Consider the following 17073-nt stretch of genomic DNA (forward strand, 5'->3'; position numbering starts at 1 on the left):
TGCATAACAAAAAAGCATAGCAGACGCAGCCCTTTACGGGGTTTTGCGGTAGGTAACAAAGATGGGAGATATACGTAACGGTTTTGTTGACGCGATGGTCAGAGTATGGCGACCTTCAAAGTTTACGCCGCCGACACAGGCCATACTGGTCGGTGCATTGGAGTGTCATCACGCGTTAACACTCTTGACGCTGAAAGCAACGTGAAAGGAACATCTAATGGACGACCAATTAAAACAGAGTGCCCTCGATTTTCACGAGTTCCCCCGCCCGGGTAAGATTCAGGTTTCCCCTACCAAACCGCTGGCGACCCAGCGCGACCTGGCGCTGGCGTACTCGCCCGGTGTTGCCGCTCCCTGTCTGGAAATTGAGAAAGACCCGCTGGCAGCCTACAAATACACCGCGCGCGGCAATCTGGTGGCCGTTATCTCCAACGGCACCGCCGTGCTCGGCCTTGGCAATATCGGCGCGCTCGCCGGTAAGCCGGTGATGGAGGGCAAAGGCGTTCTGTTTAAGAAATTCGCCGGTATTGATGTGTTCGATATCGAAGTTGACGAGCAGGATCCCGACAAACTGATTGACGTGGTTGCCGCGCTGGAGCCGACTTTCGGCGGGATTAACCTGGAAGATATTAAAGCGCCGGAGTGCTTCTATATTGAGGCGAAACTGCGCGAGCGCATGAACATTCCGGTGTTCCACGACGACCAGCACGGCACGGCGATCATCAGCACTGCCGCTATTCTCAACGGCCTGCGGGTAGTGGAAAAGAACCTCTCTGACGTACGCATGGTGGTTTCCGGCGCGGGCGCAGCGGCTATCGCCTGTATGAACCTGCTGGTGGCGCTGGGGATGCAGAAACACAATATTGTGGTCTGCGACTCAAAAGGGGTGATCTACAAAGACCGCGAGCCAAACATGGCAGAGACCAAAGCCGCCTATGCGGTGGAGGACAACGGCAAACGCACGCTGGCGGAAGTGGTGGCGGGCGCGGATATCTTCCTCGGCTGCTCGGGGCCAAAAGTGCTGACCCCGGAGATGGTGAAAGAGATGGCGCGCCAGCCGCTGATCCTCGCGCTGGCTAACCCGGAGCCGGAGATCCTGCCGGATCTGGCAAAATCGGTGCGCCCGGATGCGATCATCTGCACCGGCCGCTCGGACTACCCCAACCAGGTCAACAACGTACTCTGCTTCCCCTTCATCTTCCGTGGCGCGCTCGACGTAGGCGCAACGGCGATCAACGAAGAGATGAAGCTGGCGGCGGTGCATGCCATTGCCGAGCTGGCGCACGCCGAGCAGAGCGAAGTGGTGGCCTCGGCCTATGGCGATCAGGATCTCAGCTTTGGGCCTGATTATCTGATCCCGAAACCCTTCGATCCGCGCTTGATTGTCAAAATCGCGCCGGCGGTGGCAAAAGCGGCGATGGAGTCCGGCGTGGCGACGCGCCCGATTAGCGATTTCGACGCCTATGTCGATAAGCTCGCCGAGTTTGTCTACAAAACGAATCTGTTTATGAAGCCGATCTTCTCCCAGGCCCGCAGCGCGCCGAAGCGCGTGGTGCTGACGGAAGGGGAGGAGCCGCGCGTGCTGCATGCCACCCAGGAGCTGGTGACGCTGGGGCTGGCGAAGCCGATCCTGATTGGTCGCCCGAGCGTAATTGAGATGCGCATTCAGAAGCTGGGGCTGCAAATCCGCGCCGGTGCAGATTTCGAGATTGTGAATAACGAGTCCGACCCGCGCTTTAAAGAGTACTGGACCGAGTACTTCAACATTATGAAGCGCCGGGGCGTAACCCAGGAGCAGGCGCAGCGCGCGGTGATTGCTAATACCACGGTGATTGGTGCCATCATGGTGCATCGCGGTGAAGCGGATGCGATGATCTGCGGCACCATTGGCGAATACCATGAGCACTTCAGCGTAGTGCGCGACATCTTTGGTTATCGCGACAGCGTGCATGCCGCAGGCGCGATGAATGCGCTGCTGCTGCCAAGCGGCAACACCTTTATCGCCGATACCTATGTGAATGAGGATCCGAGCGCCGATCAGTTAGCAGAGATCACCCTGCTGGCGGCTGAGACGGTGCGCCGTTTCGGTATTGAACCGCGCGTGGCGCTGCTTTCGCACTCCCAGTACGGCTCATCTAACGCGCCAGCGGCGGTGAAGATGCGTGAGACCTTAGCGCTGGTGCGCGAGCGGGCACCGGAGTTGATGATTGACGGCGAGATGCACGGCGATGCGGCGTTAGATGAGTCGATTCGTCAGGACCGAATGCCCGACAGCCCGCTGAAGGGGACGGCGAATATCCTGATTATGCCGAACGTTGAAGCCGCGCGAATCAGTTACAACCTGCTGCGGGTTTCCAGCGCCGAAGGGGTAACCGTCGGGCCGGTGTTGATGGGGGTGGCGAAGCCGGTGCATGTGTTGACGCCGATCGCCTCCGTGCGGCGGATCGTCAATATGGTGGCGTTAGCGGTGGTCGAGGCGCAGACCGCACCGTTATAACCTTCAGCAGGATGAGGTTCGTAGGCCGGATAAGCGTTAGCGCCATCCGGCAATTTCTCGCGGCACCGATTGCCGGATGGCGGCTACGCCTTATCCGGCCTACGCGGTTCCAGCAGCAATAGTGTTTCATTGGACGCCTCTCTTACAGCGGCGGTGTTGACCCCCGCTGAAATCGGCGAACCGAAGCGTGAATGACAAGGTCTGGACGCCATGGATGGCGGACAGAGGCGAACCGAGACATGGAGCGAGTCCCCGCAGGGGCGAGCAGGTCGAGTCGAGCCGGCCGCAGTCAGGCACGCGGGAGGTGAGCGCAGTGCGAAGCACCGATTTCCTCGCGGGGCCGCGGGGATTGACAAGGGGGGAGCGGTCCCCCCCTTGTCCCGTTCACCGCATAAGAGATTAATGAAACTCCCCAACGCCTGGTGAACGGAACCATTCCACCGAGGTAACACCCTTGCCGGATGGCGGCTTCGCCTTATCCGGCCTACGGTACGAAGCCGCTGGAACCGCGTAGGCCGGATAAGCGTTTACGCGCCATCCGGCATTGTCTCGCGGCAATGATTGCCGGATGGCGGCTGCGCCTTATCCGGCCTACAACATCAACGTCACACCCAATCGCGGACTTTTATAAATTCGCTTAACGCCGCTTCGGGGCTGCCTTCGGCGGGCTGGTAATTGTATTCCCAGCGCACCAGCGGTGGCATCGACATCAAAATCGACTCGGTGCGCCCGCCGGTTTGCAGACCGAACAGCGTCCCGCGATCCCACACCAGATTAAACTCCACGTAGCGCCCACGGCGATAGAGCTGAAAATCGCGCTCGCGCTCGCCCCACGGCGTGTTTTTACGCCGCTCGACAATCGGCAGATAGGCGTCGGTATACCCTTCGCCCACCGCGCGCATAAAGTCGAAACAGTGGTCAAAATCCGGGGTGTTGAGATCGTCAAAAAAGAGCCCGCCGACGCCGCGCTGCTCGTCGCGATGCTTCAGATAGAAGTAGTCATCGCACCACTTTTTATAGCGCGGGTAGACCTCTTCGCCGAAGGGCTGACAGAGATCGCGCGCGGTGCGGTGCCAGTGCACGGCATCCTCTTCGAAGCCGTAATAGGGCGTCATATCGAAACCGCCGCCGAACCACCAGACCGGATCGGCATCCGGCTTCTGGGCGATAAAAAAGCGCACGTTGGCATGGCTGGTCGGCACATAGGGGTTGCGCGGATGCACCACTAATGAGACGCCCATTGCTTCGAAACTGCGACCCGCCAGCTCCGGGCGGTGCGCGGTGGCAGAGGCGGGCATCGCATCGCCATGAACGTGGGAGAAGTTAACCCCCGCCTGCTCAAACACGCTGCCGTCGCGCAGCACGCGGCTGCGTCCACCGCCGCCCGCGTCACGCTGCCAGGCATCTTCAATAAAGCTGCCGCCGTCGATTGCCGCCAGCTTCGCGCAGATAGAGTCCTGCAGGGCAAGCAGGGCATTTTTTACCGGGTCTACATCAGGAGTGCTCATCAGCGCCTCTTCGTATGGGCTTTATGATTATCGAACCAGCTAAAGTAGCTCATCACACCGTCAGTGATGGCGGTGGCGATCTTCTGGCGAAACGCGGCGGTGCCGAGTAGTTTCTCCTCCGCCGGGTTGGTAATAAACGAGGTCTCAACCAGCACCGATGGAATGGAAGGAGATTTTAGCACCACAAACGCCGCCTGCTCGGTGTTGCGGCTGTGCAGCCGGTGCACCGGCTTGATCTGTTTGATGATATGCGAGCCGAGCGTCAGGCTGTTTTTGATGGTGTCCGTCTGTACCAAATCAAACAGCACCTGCTGGAGCAGATGATCTTTATCACGTGCTTTTTTGCCCGCCAGTTCATCCACGGCGTTCTCTTTATCGGAGAGGTATTTCGCCATTGCGCTACTCGCCCCGCGATTGGAGAGGGCAAACACCGACGCGCCCGCGGCGTTCGGATTGGTAAAGCCATCGGCGTGAATCGACATAAAGAGATCCGCACCGTGCTGATGGGCAATCTCGACGCGGTCATAAAGGGGGATAAATTTATCGCTGGTGCGCGTCAGGCGCGCATCAATGCCGCGAGCGCGCAGCTGGGCGCGGACGTTTTTGGCAATCGCCAGTACCACATGCTTCTCTTTCGAGCCGTTGTGACCAATCGCGCCGGTATCAATCCCGCCGTGACCGGGGTCGAGCATCACGATGCGCTTTGCGCCCGCTTTTTTCGCTTTCGGTTTGCTGTGGCTGTTGCTGGTTTTAAGAGGTGTCTCATCCTTAGCGATAGCACGAGACATACCTGACAAGGTTAATGCGGCCAGGCCTGCTTTCAGGATCTGGCGACGCGAGGTGAGTGTTTTTAATGGTTTAAAGGTGCTCATAGCCTGAAATGGGTTATCCGTGGTGGCAGGTGTTATAGCGTATCGTGTTTGCTGTGACGACAGTCCGTAAGAACTATTGTTTTACTTTTCATTTCAATACGTGACAGAGTGACATTATGCCATTTTTCAGCGGCGATGATGCTGGATATTGGCTAACCGCGCGCCACAGGCCATAATCACCGTTTACACAGCTGAAAAATATGGGGGACATCATGGAGATACGTGTTTTCCGGCAGGAAGATTTTGAAGAAGTGATCACGCTTTGGGAGCGCTGTGAACTGCTGCGCCCGTGGAACGATCCGGAGATGGACATCGAGCGTAAGGTCAATCATGACGTAAGCCTTTTCCTGGTGGCAGAGGTGGGTGGCGAAGTGGTGGGAACGGTAATGGGCGGTTATGACGGCCATCGCGGTTCGGCCTATTACCTGGGCGTCCACCCGGAGTTTCGCGGTCGCGGCATCGCCAATGCGCTGCTGAGCCGGCTGGAGAAGAAGTTGATTGCTCGTGGTTGCCCGAAGATTAACCTGATGGTGCGCGACGATAACGAAATGGTGATCGGCATGTATGAGCGCCTGGGGTATGAACACACCGACAGCGTTAACCTCGGCAAGCGCCTGATTGAAGATGAAGAGTACTGAAACTGGCCTTTCGCTGTGACGAGGGCACTTTTTTCACTTTCGGCACTCCAACAGGCGTTTGGTCAATATAAGGAATTGTGCATGAAACCCCTGCGTATGTTTTTTATCGCGCTGCCGCTGGCGTTAACCGGCTGCTCGACGTTCGCCTCCGTCAACTGGTCTGCCGCGTATCCCTGGAACTGGTTTGGTTCCTCCCTCGAAGTCAACGAGCAGGGCGTTGGCGGCCTGACAGCCAGCACGCCGCTCAATGAACAGGCGATTGGCGAGGCGTTAGGCGGCGATTACCACCTGCGCAGCGGCATGAAAACCGATAAAGGCACCATTGTTCGCTATTTCGAAGCGCTGAAAGAGAAGCAGCTGGCGCTGGTGGTGAATGGTGAAAACGGTGCCGTCAGCCGGATTGATGTTACCGATCCCGATATTGCCACCGACAAAGGGGTAAAAATCGGCGCGCCGTTCAACACCCTCTATGACAAAGCATTCGGCAACTGCGTGAAAGCCTCTGACGCCGATATCTCCGGTATCGAGTGTAAAGCGCCCGACAGCCAGCATATCAGCTATCTCTTCAGCGGCAGCTGGAGCGGCCCGGATGGTTTAATGCCATCGGATGACACCCTGAAAAGCTGGAAAGTGAGCAAGATCATCTGGCGTCGCTAATCTGATCGGAATAGTCTGATGCTGGCCCAAAAACAGGTACAATGCCGCATCGTTTTTGTGGTCAGTTTCAGGAGATGTAATGTCCCAGGTTCAGAGCGGCATTTTGCCGGAACATTGCCGTGCGGCAATTTGGATTGAGGCCAGCGTAAAAGGGGAGGCCGATGCCCTGCGCGCTGGCAGCCGTGCGTTTGCCGATAAGCTCGCAAACTTTCAGTTGCAGTTCCCCGATGCGGCGCTCGGCGCGGTGGTTGCGTTTGGTTCCCGCGTCTGGCGTGAATTAAGCGGCGGACAGGGCGCTGAAGAGCTGAAAGATTTTCCCGCCTATGGCAAAGGCCTGGCGCCCGCTACTCAGCACGATGTGCTGATCCATATTCTCTCCCTGCGTCACGATGTGAACTTCTCTGTTGCCCAGGCGGCGCTGGCTGCCTTTGGTGATGCGCTGGAGGTGCAAGAGGAGACGCACGGTTTTCGCTGGGTGGAAGATCGCGATCTCAGCGGTTTTGTCGACGGCACCGAGAACCCGGCAGGCGAAGAGAAACGCCGCGAAGTGGCGATTATTCAGGACGGCATCGACGCGGGTGGCAGCTACGTGATGGTGCAGCGCTGGGAGCACAACCTGAAGCAGCTTAACCGCATGAGCGTGAGCGATCAGGAGATGATGATTGGGCGCACCAAAGCGGATAACGAAGAGATCGACGCTGATGTGCGCCCGGTAACGTCCCACCTCTCGCGTGTCGATCTGAAAGAGGCGGGCAAGGGGCTGAAAATTGTGCGCCAGAGCCTGCCCTATGGCACCGCCAGTGGCACCCACGGCCTCTATTTCTGCACCTACAGCGCGCGGCTCTATAACATTGAGCAGCAGCTGCTGAGCATGTTCGGCGACAGTGACGGCAAGCGCGACGCCATGCTGCGTTTTACCCGCCCGGTTACCGGTGGTTACTACTTCGCGCCTGCGCTCGACAGGCTCTTTGCCCTGTAATTAACGGGCGTTGCATCAGGCCGGGACCACCCGGCTTGTCCCCCTTTCTGCTTATACTCTTTTCTGATTCCAAATCACCAATTGGTATATAAAACCGTTACTGCTTTCACTCCCGTTATAAATAAACTGAACATCGTCGAGTGATCAGCTTATAAGGGTGCGCAATGGCCGTTAACATACTGAAAAAAGGATATCTGACGCTGGCAGCGCTGACGCTGTTGAGCGCGCAGGCACAGGCAACGGAACTGCTCAACAGCTCGTATGATGTCTCGCGCGAGCTGTTTGCGGCGCTGAACCCGCCTTTTGAGCAGCAGTGGGCGCAGGAGAATGGCGGCGACAAGCTGACCATCAAGCAATCCCATGCCGGTTCGTCGAAACAGGCGCTGGCCATTTTGCAGGGGCTGAAAGCCGACGTGGTCACCTATAACCAGGTGACGGATGTGCAGATCCTGCACGATAAGGGCAAGCTGATCCCCGCCGACTGGCAGAGCCGCTTACCGAATAACAGCTCGCCGTTCTACTCGACGATGGCGTTCCTTGTGCGCAAGGGCAACCCTAAGAATATCCACGACTGGAACGACCTGGTGCGTTCTGACGTGAAGCTGATCTTCCCGAATCCAAAAACCTCCGGCAACGCCCGCTATACCTATCTGGCGGCCTGGGGCGCAGCCGACCAGGCTGACGGCGGTGATAAAGCCAAAACCACCCAGTTTATGACCCAGTTTCTGAAAAACGTTGAGGTGTTCGACACCGGCGGCCGCGGTGCGACCACCACCTTCGTTGAGCGCGGCCTCGGCGATGTGCTGATCACCTTTGAGTCGGAAGTGAACAACATCCGCAAACAGTATGAAGCGCAGGGCTTTGAAGTGGTGGTGCCGAAGGTCAATATCCTCGCCGAGTTCCCGGTGGCGTGGGTGGATAAAAACGTGAAAGCCAACGGCACGGAGAAGGCGGCGAAAGCCTACCTCAACTGGCTCTACACGCCGCAGGCGCAGACTATCATCACCGATTACTACTACCGCGTGAACAACCCGGAAGTGATGAAAAAGCTGGGTGATAAGTTCCCGCAGACCGCGCTGTTCCGCGTGGAAGATAAGTTCGGCTCCTGGCCGGAAGTGATGAAAACCCATTTCGCCAGCGGCGGCGAGCTGGATAAGTTGCTGGCGGCGGGGCATAAGTGATGTTGTCTGGATCGAAACGCGTGCTGCCGGGCTTTGGTTTAAGCCTTGGCAGCAGCCTCTTTTTTGTCTGTCTGATTCTGTTATTACCCCTAAGCGCGCTGGTGATGCAGCTGTCGCAGATGAGCTGGGAACAGTACTGGGAAGTGGTCACCAACCCGCAGGTAGTGGCGGCCTATAAAGTGACGCTGCTGGCGGCATTTGTCGCCTCAATCTTCAACGGCGTCTTCGGCATGCTGATGGCGTGGATCCTCACTCGCTACCGCTTTCCGGGGCGCACATTGCTCGACGCGCTAATGGATCTGCCGTTTGCGCTGCCGACGGCGGTGGCGGGCTTGACGCTGGCGTCGCTCTTCTCCGTTAACGGCTTTTACGGCGAGTGGCTGGCGGCGCTGGATATTAAAGTGACCTACACCTGGCTCGGGATTGCGGTGGCGATGGCCTTTACCAGCATCCCGTTTGTGGTGCGCACGGTGCAGCCGGTGCTGGAAGAGCTCGGCCCGGAGTACGAAGAGGCGGCGGAAACCCTGGGTGCCACGCGCTGGCAGAGCTTTCGTAAAGTGGTGCTGCCGGAGCTGTCACCTGCACTGATGGCGGGCGTTGCCCTCTCCTTTACTCGCAGCCTCGGTGAGTTTGGCGCGGTGATCTTTATCGCCGGGAATATCGCCTGGAAGACGGAAGTAACCTCGCTAATGATCTTCGTGCGTTTGCAGGAGTTTGACTATCCGGCGGCGAGCGCAATTGCTTCAGTGATCCTCGCCGCTTCGCTACTGCTGCTCTTCTCCATCAATACCTTGCAAAGTCGCTTTGGTCAGCGTGTGGTAGGTCACTAATGGCGGAAATAAGTGCATTGAAACGCTATGACAAGCCCCGGGTGAACTGGGGAAAATGGTTTTTAATCGGCACCGGTATTGTGCTTTCAGCGTTTATTCTGCTGGTGCCGATGATCTATATCTTTGTGCAGGCCTTCAGCAAAGGGCTGGCCCCGGTGCTGCAAAACCTTGCCGATGCCGACATGCTGCACGCCATCTGGCTGACGGTGCTGATTGCGCTCATCTCGGTGCCGGTCAACCTGGTGTTCGGCACGCTGCTCGCCTGGCTGGTGACGCGCTTTAACTTTCCCGGCCGCCAGCTGCTACTGACCCTGCTCGATATTCCGTTTGCGGTGTCGCCGGTGGTCGCAGGCCTAATCTATCTGCTCTTTTACGGCACCAACGGCCCGCTTGGCGGCTGGCTGGATGAACATAATCTGCAAATCATGTTCTCCTGGCCCGGCATGGTGCTGGTCACCGTCTTTGTCACCTGTCCGTTTGTCGTGCGTGAGCTGGTGCCGGTGATGCTCAGCCAGGGAAGCCAGGAGGATGAAGCCGCGATCCTGCTCGGGGCCTCCGGCTGGCAGATGTTCCGCCGCGTCACGCTGCCCAATATCCGCTGGGCGCTGCTTTACGGTGTGGTGCTGACCAACGCACGAGCGATTGGCGAGTTTGGTGCGGTGTCGGTGGTGTCCGGATCGATTCGCGGCGAAACCCTGTCGCTGCCGCTACAAATTGAGTTACTGGAGCAGGATTACAACACCGTCGGTGCCTTTACCGCCGCAGCCCTGCTGACCCTAATGGCGATTTTGACACTGTTTTTAAAGAGTGCGGTGCAGTGGCGTTTGAACAATCAGCAAAAACGCCTGCACGAGGAGGGAAATCATGAGCATTGAGATTGCGAATATTAAGAAGTCGTTTGGTCGCACCCAGGTGCTGAATGATATCTCTCTGGATATCCCGTCCGGGCAGATGGTGGCGCTGCTTGGTCCTTCTGGCTCCGGTAAAACGACATTACTGCGCATTATCGCCGGGCTGGAGCACCAGAGCAGCGGGCGTATCCGTTTTCACGGCACCGATGTCAGCCGCCTGCATGCGCGCGAGCGCCGCGTCGGCTTCGTGTTTCAGCACTATGCGCTGTTCCGCCATATGTCGGTCTTCGACAATATCGCCTTTGGTTTAACGGTGCTGCCGCGCCGCGAGCGGCCGAATGCCGCCGCCATCAAAGCGAAAGTGACCAAACTGCTGGAGATGGTGCAACTGGCGCATCTTGCGGATCGCTACCCGGCTCAACTCTCCGGCGGGCAGAAGCAGCGTGTGGCGCTGGCGCGCGCGCTGGCGGTTGAACCGCAAATTCTGCTGCTTGATGAACCCTTTGGCGCGCTGGATGCGCAGGTGCGTAAAGAGCTTCGCCGCTGGCTGCGTCAGCTGCATGAAGAGCTGAAATTCACCAGCGTCTTCGTGACCCACGATCAGGAAGAGGCGACGGAAGTGGCCGATCGTGTGGTGGTGATGAGCCAGGGAAATATTGAGCAGGCGGACGCACCGGATCAGGTGTGGCGCGAACCGGCAACTCGCTTTGTACTGGAGTTTATGGGCGAGGTGAATCGCCTGAAAGGGGTGATTCGCGGCGGGCAGTTCCACGTCGGCGCTCATCACTGGCCGCTTGGCCATACGCCGGTTTATCAGGGTGATGTCGATCTCTTCCTGCGCCCGTGGGAAGTGGACGTCAGCCGCCGTACCAGCCTTGATTCGCCGCTGCCGGTGCAGGTGCTGGAAGCCAGCCCGAAAGGGCACTACACGCAGCTGGTGGTGCAGCCGCTCGGCTGGAACCCCGATCCGTTAACGGTGGTGATGCGCGATGAGCATCCACCGCAGCGCGGCGAGCGGCTTTTCGTTGGCTTGCAGAACGCGCGGCTCTATAACGGCGATGAGCGTATTGAGCCGGGCGCGGAGCTTGCTCTGGCTCAGTCAGCCTGATAGCTTAATGAAACGTGGTTTTTGCCGGGTAGCGCGTTGCTCATCCGGCCGACAAGCCCGGTATGCGTGATGCGGACCGGGTTTTTTATTGGACAGCGATCGTGAACACATTAGAAGAGACTATCGGCAATACGCCGCTGGTCAGATTACAGCGCCTGGCCCCGGATAACGGCAGTGAAATCTGGGTCAAGCTCGAAGGAAACAATCCGGCCGGTTCGGTAAAAGACCGCGCTGCGCTGTCGATGATTGTGCAGGCGGAACGGCGCGGCGAGATCAAGCCTGGCGATGTGCTGATTGAAGCGACCAGCGGCAACACCGGTATTGCGCTGGCGATGATTGCGGCGCTGAAGGGCTATCGCATGAAGCTGCTGATGCCGGACAACATGAGCCAGGAGCGCCGCGCGGCGATGCGCGCTTATGGTGCCGAGCTGATTCTGGTCAGCAAAGAGCAGGGCATGGAAGGGGCGCGCGATCTCGCCCTTGAGATGGCGGCGCGCGGCGACGGCAAACTGCTCGATCAGTTCAATAATCCCGATAACCCCTACGCTCATTACACCACTACCGGCCCGGAAATCTGGCAGCAGACGCAGGGGCGCATCAGCCACTTTGTCTCCAGCATGGGCACTACCGGCACCATCACCGGCGTTTCACGTTTCCTGCGCGAACAGGCGAAAAAGGTGACGATTGTTGGCCTTCAGCCGGAAGAGGGGAGCAGCATTCCCGGTATCCGCCGCTGGCCTGCCGACTACATGCCGGGCATTTTTAACGCCGATTTGGTGGATGAGGTGCTGGATATCCAGCAGCGCGAGGCGGAAAATACCATGCGCGCGCTGGCGGTCAAAGAGGGCATCTTCTGCGGCGTCAGTTCTGGCGGCGCGGTCGCCGGCGCGATTCGGGTGGCGAAAGCGAGCCCGGGCGCGGTAATTGTCGCCATCATTTGCGATCGCGGCGACCGCTATCTGTCGACCGGCGTGTTTGGTGAAGAGAGTTATTCGCAGGGCGCGGGGATTTAACCCGTCAAGGAGACAAAATGGAGATGATCCTGTTCAGGGATAAAACCCGGGCGCAGCAGGCCGATATCGTCGCGGTTCAGTCGCAGGTGGTCTACGGCAGCGTCGGCAACAGCATTGCAGTACCCAATATTCGTCAGCACCAGCTTAACGTTCTGGCCGTTCCTACGGTGCTGTTCAGCAATACCCCGCATTACGACACCTTTTATGGCGGCGTCATTCCCGATGAGTGGTTCAGCGGTTATTTGCAGGCGCTGGAAGAGCGCGACGTGCTGCGCAGCGTGAAGGCGGTAACCACCGGCTACATGGGCAGCGCCAGCCAGATCAAGCTGCTGGCGAAGTGGCTGACGGCGCTGCGGGAGAAACACCCGGAGCTATTGATTCTGGTCGATCCGGTGATTGGCGATATCGACAGCGGTATCTATGTGAAACCGGAAATTCCCGAGGCGTACCGTGAAGTGATGCTGCCGCTGGCCCAGGGCATTACGCCGAATGTGTTTGAGCTGGAAGTGCTGAGTGGCAAACCGTGTCGCGATCTGCAAAGCGCGATTGCCGCGGCACAGGGGCTGCTCTCCCCATCTTTACGCTGGGTGGCGATCACCAGCGCGCCGGTGGACCGCAACGATGGGCAGATCCATGTGGTCGTGGTCTCAGCCGAGGGCGTCAATATCAGCAGCTATCCGCGCGTGGCGACGGACCTGAAAGGGACGGGCGATCTCTTCTGCTCCGAACTGGTGAGCGGCATTATTCAGGGCAAAGCGCTGGATATGGCGGTGCAGGCTGCGGGCGAGCGGGTGGTGGAAGTGATGGGTTATACGCTGGAAAAAGGGTATGACGAGCTAATTTTACCGCCGCGCTAAAACAAAAATGGCACCTTACGGTGCCATTTTTTTTAGACTGTAGAGCGCTTACTTCTTGATGCGGATCACCGGGGTTTCACCCACGGTTACGCTACCAGAGAGTTTGATCAGCTCTTTGATCTCATCCATGTTAGAGATAACAACCGGCGTCAGCGTGGATTTGGCTTTCTCTTCCAGCAGCGGCAGGTCGAACTCGATAACCGGATCGCCAACTTTAACGCGCTGGCCTTCTTCCGCGATGCGTTTGAAACCTTCACCTTTCAGTTCAACGGTATCAATACCGAAGTGAACGAAGAGTTCGATGCCGCTATCGGATTCGATAGAGAAGGCATGGTTGGTTTCAAAGATTTTGCCGATAGTCCCGTCAACCGGAGCGACCATTTTGTTGCCGGTCGGTTTGATAGCAATGCCGTCGCCGACGATTTTTTCAGCGAACACCACATCCGGTACATCTTCAATGTTAACGATTTCGCCAGACAGCGGGGCAATGATCTCAATGGCGCCGGTCTCTTTCTTATCATCAGAAACCAGAGATTTCAGTTTATCGAACAAACCCATGATCTTCTCCTAAGCAGTAATTTGGGCCGCATCTCGTGGATTAGCAGATTGTTTTTTCTTCAATGAACTTGTTAACCAGCGTCATTAACTCGTCCGTTGTCGGTTGAGCAAGAGCCTGCTCTGCTAACACCTTCGCATCTTCGAAGTTCGTGTTACGAATAATCTTCTTAATGCGCGGGATAGAAATGGCACTCATACTGAATTCATCCAGACCCATCCCCAGCAACAGAAGTGTAGCACGTTCGTCGCCAGCAAGCTCACCACACATGCCGGTCCATTTACCTTCAGCATGAGAAGCATCAATAACTTGCTTGATCAGGTTGAGTACGGACGGCGACATCGGCTGGTAAAGATGTGAAATCATATCATTACCGCGGTCAACTGCCAGGGTGTACTGCGTTAAATCATTGGTGCCGATACTAAAGAAGTCCACTTCTTTCGCCAGATGGCGCGCAATCGTCGCGGCGGCAGGAGTTTCTACCATCACGCCGATTTCGATGGATTCGTCGAAAGCTTTGCCTTCGTCGCGCAGTTCCTGTTTGTAGGTCTCAATCTCTTTCTTCAGTGCACGCACTTCTTCAACGGAGATGATCATCGGGAACATAATGCGCAGTTTGCCGAAAGCAGAGGCACGCAGGATAGCGCGGACCTGATCGCGCAGGATCTCTTTGCGATCCATGGCGATGCGAATGGCGCGCCAGCCGAGGAACGGGTTCTCTTCTTTCGGGAAATTCATGTACGGCAGCTCTTTGTCGCCGCCAATGTCCATGGTACGTACAATCACGGCCTGGGAGCCACAGGCTTCCGCTACCGCTTTGTAGGCGTCGAACTGCTCTTCTTCGGTCGGCAGCGCGTCGCGATCCATAAACAGGAATTCGGTACGGTAGAGGCCAACGCCTTCAGCGCCGTTGCGCTCTGCGCCCGCGACATCACGGACGGTACCGATGTTGGCGCACACTTCAACCTGGTGACCATCAAGGGTGATGGCCGGCAGATCTTTCAGCTTCGCCAGTTCAGCTTTCTCTTCCGCGACCTGCGCCTGCGCTGCGCGCAGTGCGTCGATCTCTTCGTCGCTCGGGTTAACGTAAACTTTGTTGTTTACCGCATCGAGGATCAGATAGTCGCCGTTTTTCACCTGAGTGGTGACGCTACCGGTGCCCACAATCGCCGGCAGTTCAAGGGAGCGCGCCATGATCGACGTGTGGGAGGTACGACCGCCAATGTCGGTGATAAAGCCGAGCACTTTTTTCAGGTTCAGCTGTGCGGTTTCGGACGGTGTCAGATCGGCTGCAACCAGGATGACTTCATCCTGAATGGCGCTCAGATCGATAATCGGCATACCCAGAATGTTGCGCAGCAGGCGTTTACCAATGTCGCGCACGTCAGCGGCGCGCTCTTTCAGGTATTCGTCGTCCAGCTCTTCCAGGGCGGTTGCCTGACCTTCGATAACTTCATGGGCTGCCGCGTCGGCAGTCATGCTCTTATCTTTAATCAGGGCTATGATTTCCTGCTCCAGCTCCTCATCTTCCAGCAACATGATGTGGCCTTCGAAGATGGCTTCTTTTTCTTCGCCGAAAGTTTCACCTGCTTTCGTTTTGATCGCTTCCAGTTGCGCCGATGCCTTGGCACGACCGCTCAGGAAACGTTCAACTTCCTGATCAACCTTGTCGGCAGAAACTTTCTTCCGGTCGATGACGATCTCATCTTCTTTCAGCAGAAGTGCTTTGCCGAAAGCGATACCCGGGGATGCTAAAATGCCTGAAATCATAACCCTACCTTTACTTGTGACTGATCTTTAAAGAAACCCGCGAAAAACTTACTCGAGTTCCGCCATCAGTTTAACCAGATGTTCAACCGCTTTCTGCTCATCTTCGCCTTCAGCGGTCAGAGTCACAACGGTACCCTGAGTCAGGCCCAGAGTTTGCAGTTTGAACAGGCTTTTTGCGCTGGCGCTTTTGCCGTTGGAGGTCACAGTGATTTCAGAAGAGAAGCCTTTTGCTTCTTTAACAAACTGAGCAGCAGGGCGAGTGTGCAGACCGTTCGGAGCTGTAATGGTAACTTCTTGCTGGAACATTGTATTTCCCCAACTTATAGGTTTAGTGTTGTGGAACTAAAGTCTAGCCTGGCGGCAGGACTTTAGCCTGTATAGTTAGCGCTGGCGTAACGAGCCAAGGTACAGATGCCAGAAAGGCGCGGTCTCGTGCAGACGCTGATGGTCGCTGACGTTTCGCACGTCATTAAACATTATGCCGTGAAAGCCAGAATTGAACCAAATCATAAAAACGATTCAGCAGTGTGAAATCTGACTTCGATTAATTTCGCGCTTCAAAATAAATGTGATGGTTAAATACCAGACCAGGCCATTTTCGGCAATGCCAGGTGGGACAAAAGTTTGATGTATGCCACAAAAAAGCACCCCGATGGGTGCTTTTTTGCGCTGATTTAACAATCTGGCATCACTGTTGCAATTCTTTCTCAGTAAAGAGATCGGCAAACAGTGCAGTGCTGAGGTAACGCTCACCGGAAGAGGGGAGGATAACCACAATATTTTTATTGGTAAAGGCCTCATCTTCCTGAAGTTTGAGCGCGGCCGCAACGGCAGCTCCGGAAGAGATACCGGCCAGAATGCCTTCCTCTTCCATCAGGCGGCGCGCGGTGCTGATCGCCTCTTCATTAGTAATCTTCACGACCTTATCAATCAGCTTCAGGTCGAGGTTGCCCGGAATAAAACCGGCACCGATACCCTGAATTTTGTGCGGACCTGGCTTCAGCTCTTCGCCCGCCAGCGCCTGCGAGATCACCGGTGAGTCGGTTGGCTCCACGGCAACACTGATCAGATCAGTTTTGCCCTTGGTGTTTTTGATAAAGCGGGTGACACCCGTCAGCGTGCCGCCGGTGCCCACGCCAGAGATAAAAACATCCACCTGGCCGTCGGTATCTTCCCAAATTTCAGGGCCGGTGGTTTTTTCGTGGATCTCCGGGTTTGCCGGGTTGCTGAACTGCTGAAGCAGCAGGAATTTCGCCGGATCGCTGGCAACAATCTCTTCCGCTTTCTGAATCGCGCCTTTCATCCCTTTCGCGCCTTCGGTCAGCACAAGGTTTGCGCCAAGCGCTTTCAGCAGCTTGCGGCGCTCAATGCTCATGGTTTCCGGCATGGTCAGCGTCAGCTTATAACCGCGCGCTGCGGCAACATAGGCCAGCGCGATACCGGTGTTGCCGCTGGTCGGTTCGACCAGTTCGACGCCCGGCTTCAGCACGCCACGTTTTTCGGCATCCCAAATCATATTGGCACCGATACGGCATTTTATGCTGAAGCTCGGGTTGCGCGACTCGACCTTCGCCAGAATGCGTCCGTTACCGATGCGGTTCAGTCGAACCAGCGGCGTATGACCAATGGTCAGCGAGTTGTCTTCATAAATCTTACTCATAGCCCGTCCTTAACTGTATGAAATTTGGGAACCGACCCAGCATACGCACTTACTGATGATGCGGAAGTAAGGATTTCGCATATCTATATGCTGCGA

The 17073-nt window shown here is 56.8% G+C and carries 16 protein-coding genes; 10 read left to right on the forward strand and 6 right to left on the reverse strand.

The genetic code is table 11. The features are described 5' to 3' along the window. Positions 1 to 217 precede the first annotated feature (217 nt). A complete protein-coding gene (gene maeB, locus EH164_RS06165; RefSeq protein WP_023481217.1) occupies positions 218 to 2497 on the forward strand; it encodes an NADP-dependent oxaloacetate-decarboxylating malate dehydrogenase in 2280 nt (759 codons plus the stop codon). Between the two features lie 605 nt (positions 2498 to 3102). On the opposite strand, the gene hemF is transcribed toward maeB, so the two are convergent. After that, positions 3103 to 4005 carry an oxygen-dependent coproporphyrinogen oxidase gene (hemF, locus tag EH164_RS06170; protein WP_124967641.1) on the reverse strand — a complete coding sequence of 301 codons (903 nt, stop codon included), beginning with the start codon at positions 4003 to 4005 and terminating at the stop codon, positions 3103 to 3105. Further along, positions 4005 to 4877, reverse strand: coding sequence for an N-acetylmuramoyl-L-alanine amidase AmiA (gene amiA / locus EH164_RS06175; protein ID WP_034812345.1), 873 nt, complete (start codon positions 4875 to 4877; stop codon positions 4005 to 4007). Before amiA ends, hemF begins: the two co-directional genes overlap by 1 nt. Before the next feature lie 212 nt (positions 4878 to 5089). Between amiA and EH164_RS06180 the strand changes: the two genes are divergently transcribed. The 9 genes from EH164_RS06180 to pdxK all read left to right on the forward strand — a co-directional run bounded on the left by EH164_RS06180 (position 5090) and on the right by pdxK (position 12991). After that, a complete protein-coding gene (locus tag EH164_RS06180) occupies positions 5090 to 5515 on the forward strand; it encodes a GNAT family acetyltransferase (RefSeq protein WP_042718790.1) in 426 nt (141 codons plus the stop codon). Between the two features lie 81 nt (positions 5516 to 5596). Continuing rightward, positions 5597 to 6172 carry an RpoE-regulated lipoprotein gene (locus EH164_RS06185; RefSeq protein ID WP_124967642.1) on the forward strand — a complete coding sequence of 192 codons (576 nt, stop codon included), beginning with the start codon at positions 5597 to 5599 and terminating at the stop codon, positions 6170 to 6172. A gap of 79 nt (positions 6173 to 6251) precedes the next feature. After that, the gene (locus EH164_RS06190; RefSeq protein WP_124967643.1) at positions 6252 to 7151 is read left to right on the forward strand and encodes a Dyp-type peroxidase; all 900 of its coding nucleotides are present in this window, start codon (positions 6252 to 6254) and stop codon (positions 7149 to 7151) included. Between the two features lie 164 nt (positions 7152 to 7315). Then, entirely contained in the window at positions 7316 to 8332 is a 1017-nt protein-coding gene (locus tag EH164_RS06195; protein ID WP_042718795.1) for a sulfate ABC transporter substrate-binding protein, read from the forward strand. Beyond that, the gene (gene cysT, locus EH164_RS06200) at positions 8332 to 9162 is read left to right on the forward strand and encodes a sulfate/thiosulfate ABC transporter permease CysT (RefSeq protein WP_023478964.1); all 831 of its coding nucleotides are present in this window, start codon (positions 8332 to 8334) and stop codon (positions 9160 to 9162) included. The genes EH164_RS06195 and cysT overlap by 1 nt, the downstream gene beginning before the upstream one ends. After that, positions 9162 to 10037: a sulfate/thiosulfate ABC transporter permease CysW gene (gene cysW, locus EH164_RS06205; protein ID WP_023478957.1), complete on the forward strand. Its 876-nt coding sequence runs from the start codon at positions 9162 to 9164 to the stop codon at positions 10035 to 10037. The genes cysT and cysW overlap by 1 nt, the downstream gene beginning before the upstream one ends. After that, positions 10027 to 11121, forward strand: a complete 1095-nt coding sequence (cysA, locus tag EH164_RS06210) for a sulfate/thiosulfate ABC transporter ATP-binding protein CysA (RefSeq protein WP_023478971.1) — start codon at positions 10027 to 10029, stop codon at positions 11119 to 11121. Before cysW ends, cysA begins: the two co-directional genes overlap by 11 nt. A gap of 101 nt (positions 11122 to 11222) precedes the next feature. Beyond that, positions 11223 to 12134: a cysteine synthase CysM gene (gene cysM, locus EH164_RS06215; RefSeq protein WP_124967644.1), complete on the forward strand. Its 912-nt coding sequence runs from the start codon at positions 11223 to 11225 to the stop codon at positions 12132 to 12134. 17 nt (positions 12135 to 12151) lie between these two features. Then, the gene (gene pdxK, locus EH164_RS06220; protein ID WP_124967645.1) at positions 12152 to 12991 is read left to right on the forward strand and encodes a pyridoxine/pyridoxal/pyridoxamine kinase; all 840 of its coding nucleotides are present in this window, start codon (positions 12152 to 12154) and stop codon (positions 12989 to 12991) included. A gap of 48 nt (positions 12992 to 13039) precedes the next feature. Here pdxK and crr read toward each other — a convergent pair whose 3' ends face one another. The 4 genes from crr to cysK all read right to left on the reverse strand — a co-directional run bounded on the left by crr (position 13040) and on the right by cysK (position 16977). Further along, complete coding sequence (gene crr / locus EH164_RS06225) at positions 13040 to 13549, reverse strand: PTS glucose transporter subunit IIA (protein WP_023478954.1); 510 nt, start codon at positions 13547 to 13549, stop codon at positions 13040 to 13042. A 40-nt stretch (positions 13550 to 13589) separates the two neighbouring features. After that, positions 13590 to 15317 (reverse strand): phosphoenolpyruvate-protein phosphotransferase PtsI, encoded by a 1728-nt coding sequence (gene ptsI / locus EH164_RS06230; RefSeq protein ID WP_124967646.1) that lies wholly within the window; start codon positions 15315 to 15317, stop codon positions 13590 to 13592. A 48-nt stretch (positions 15318 to 15365) separates the two neighbouring features. After that, entirely contained in the window at positions 15366 to 15623 is a 258-nt protein-coding gene (gene ptsH, locus EH164_RS06235; RefSeq protein WP_007370907.1) for a phosphocarrier protein Hpr, read from the reverse strand. A 382-nt stretch (positions 15624 to 16005) separates the two neighbouring features. Next, entirely contained in the window at positions 16006 to 16977 is a 972-nt protein-coding gene (gene cysK, locus EH164_RS06240; RefSeq protein ID WP_124967647.1) for a cysteine synthase A, read from the reverse strand. Positions 16978 to 17073: the final 96 nt, after the last annotated feature.

The sequence above is a fragment of the Kosakonia sp. CCTCC M2018092 genome, from assembly GCF_003864115.1.
GTDB classification, from domain to species: domain Bacteria; phylum Pseudomonadota; class Gammaproteobacteria; order Enterobacterales; family Enterobacteriaceae; genus Kosakonia; species Kosakonia cowanii.